We start from the raw sequence: 831 nt of genomic DNA, 5'->3' as shown, positions 1-831 counted from the left end.
ACGTTCTTCAGGTTGTGCTCCCGCGCGCCACGCACGGAAATCACGCGCGCATTGGGGTCTCCCGCTCGCGCGCGGTTGAATAGATCGTCGAGTTTCGCCATCGTCTGAAGCCTATGAGTGGAAACCGGTTCGCCGAACCGGACGTCCCATATGTGATGCCGGAGCCCTCGCTACAACTGTGGCGGATGATTCCAGTTGGGACTCAATCTAGAACAAAAAGGGTACGACGAGCAACCTGTCTCAAATCGGGGGCGAGCCGTTGGTGAGAAGAACAAAAGTGGTCTCAAATGCGCGTTATTATGTTTCATGTGGCCGAGGGGACAAACGTTCGATGATGTCGCCGGAACTCTTCACGAGCCCATCCGTTTGGATCGAGGGCCCTTTCTCAGGGATGTCGTGTCATGTCCGCCCGCATCGTCGCTTCATCAGTCGCTTTGACGCTCACACTTCTGGCGTCGCCGGCTCTCGCCGGTGCGTGTGCGCCGATGATCGATCGCGCGCAGGCGCAGGTCGATGCCAGAATCGACAGCCGAGCAGGGACCGGTGACACCGCTGCCCAGAGCACGGATGCCACCCTCCATCGCCAGCCCACACCGGGCTCGATCGCGCAGGCGGAACAGAAGGCGGGCGACGGCAAGAAGGCAGAGGAGGCGGTTGCTCTTCTCGCCAAGGCCCGGAAGGCCGACGCGGACGGCGACCTTCTCGGCTGCGAAAGCGCGCTTCAGGCTTTGCGAGCGCTCGGAGCGCAGCGATAGAAATCGATAGCAGTTTGGATGCGAATTGCTCCCTTTCGCTACCGTGGAGGAGGGGCGACGCCCCTCCGCCCATTCC

Annotated in this window: 1 protein-coding gene; it reads left to right on the top strand. The window is 61.4% G+C overall.

Annotated features, from left to right (window positions below; genetic code table 11):
- Positions 1 to 401: 401 nt before the first annotated feature.
- Positions 402 to 755, top strand: coding sequence for a hypothetical protein (locus AC1DT3_RS22980; protein WP_477467471.1), 354 nt, complete (start codon positions 402 to 404; stop codon positions 753 to 755).
- The last annotated feature ends 76 nt before the right edge of the window (positions 756 to 831 follow it).

It is taken from the genome of Microvirga sp. P4_G7, from assembly GCF_056401005.1.
This window is presented reverse-complemented; position numbering and strand designations above follow the sequence as displayed.

What these genes read in the sequence shown, in the direction of transcription:
- AC1DT3_RS22980 (WP_477467471.1), top strand. Translation starts at nt 402, where the DNA reads ATGTCCGCCCGCATCGTCGCTTCATCAGTCGCTTTGACGCTCACACTT.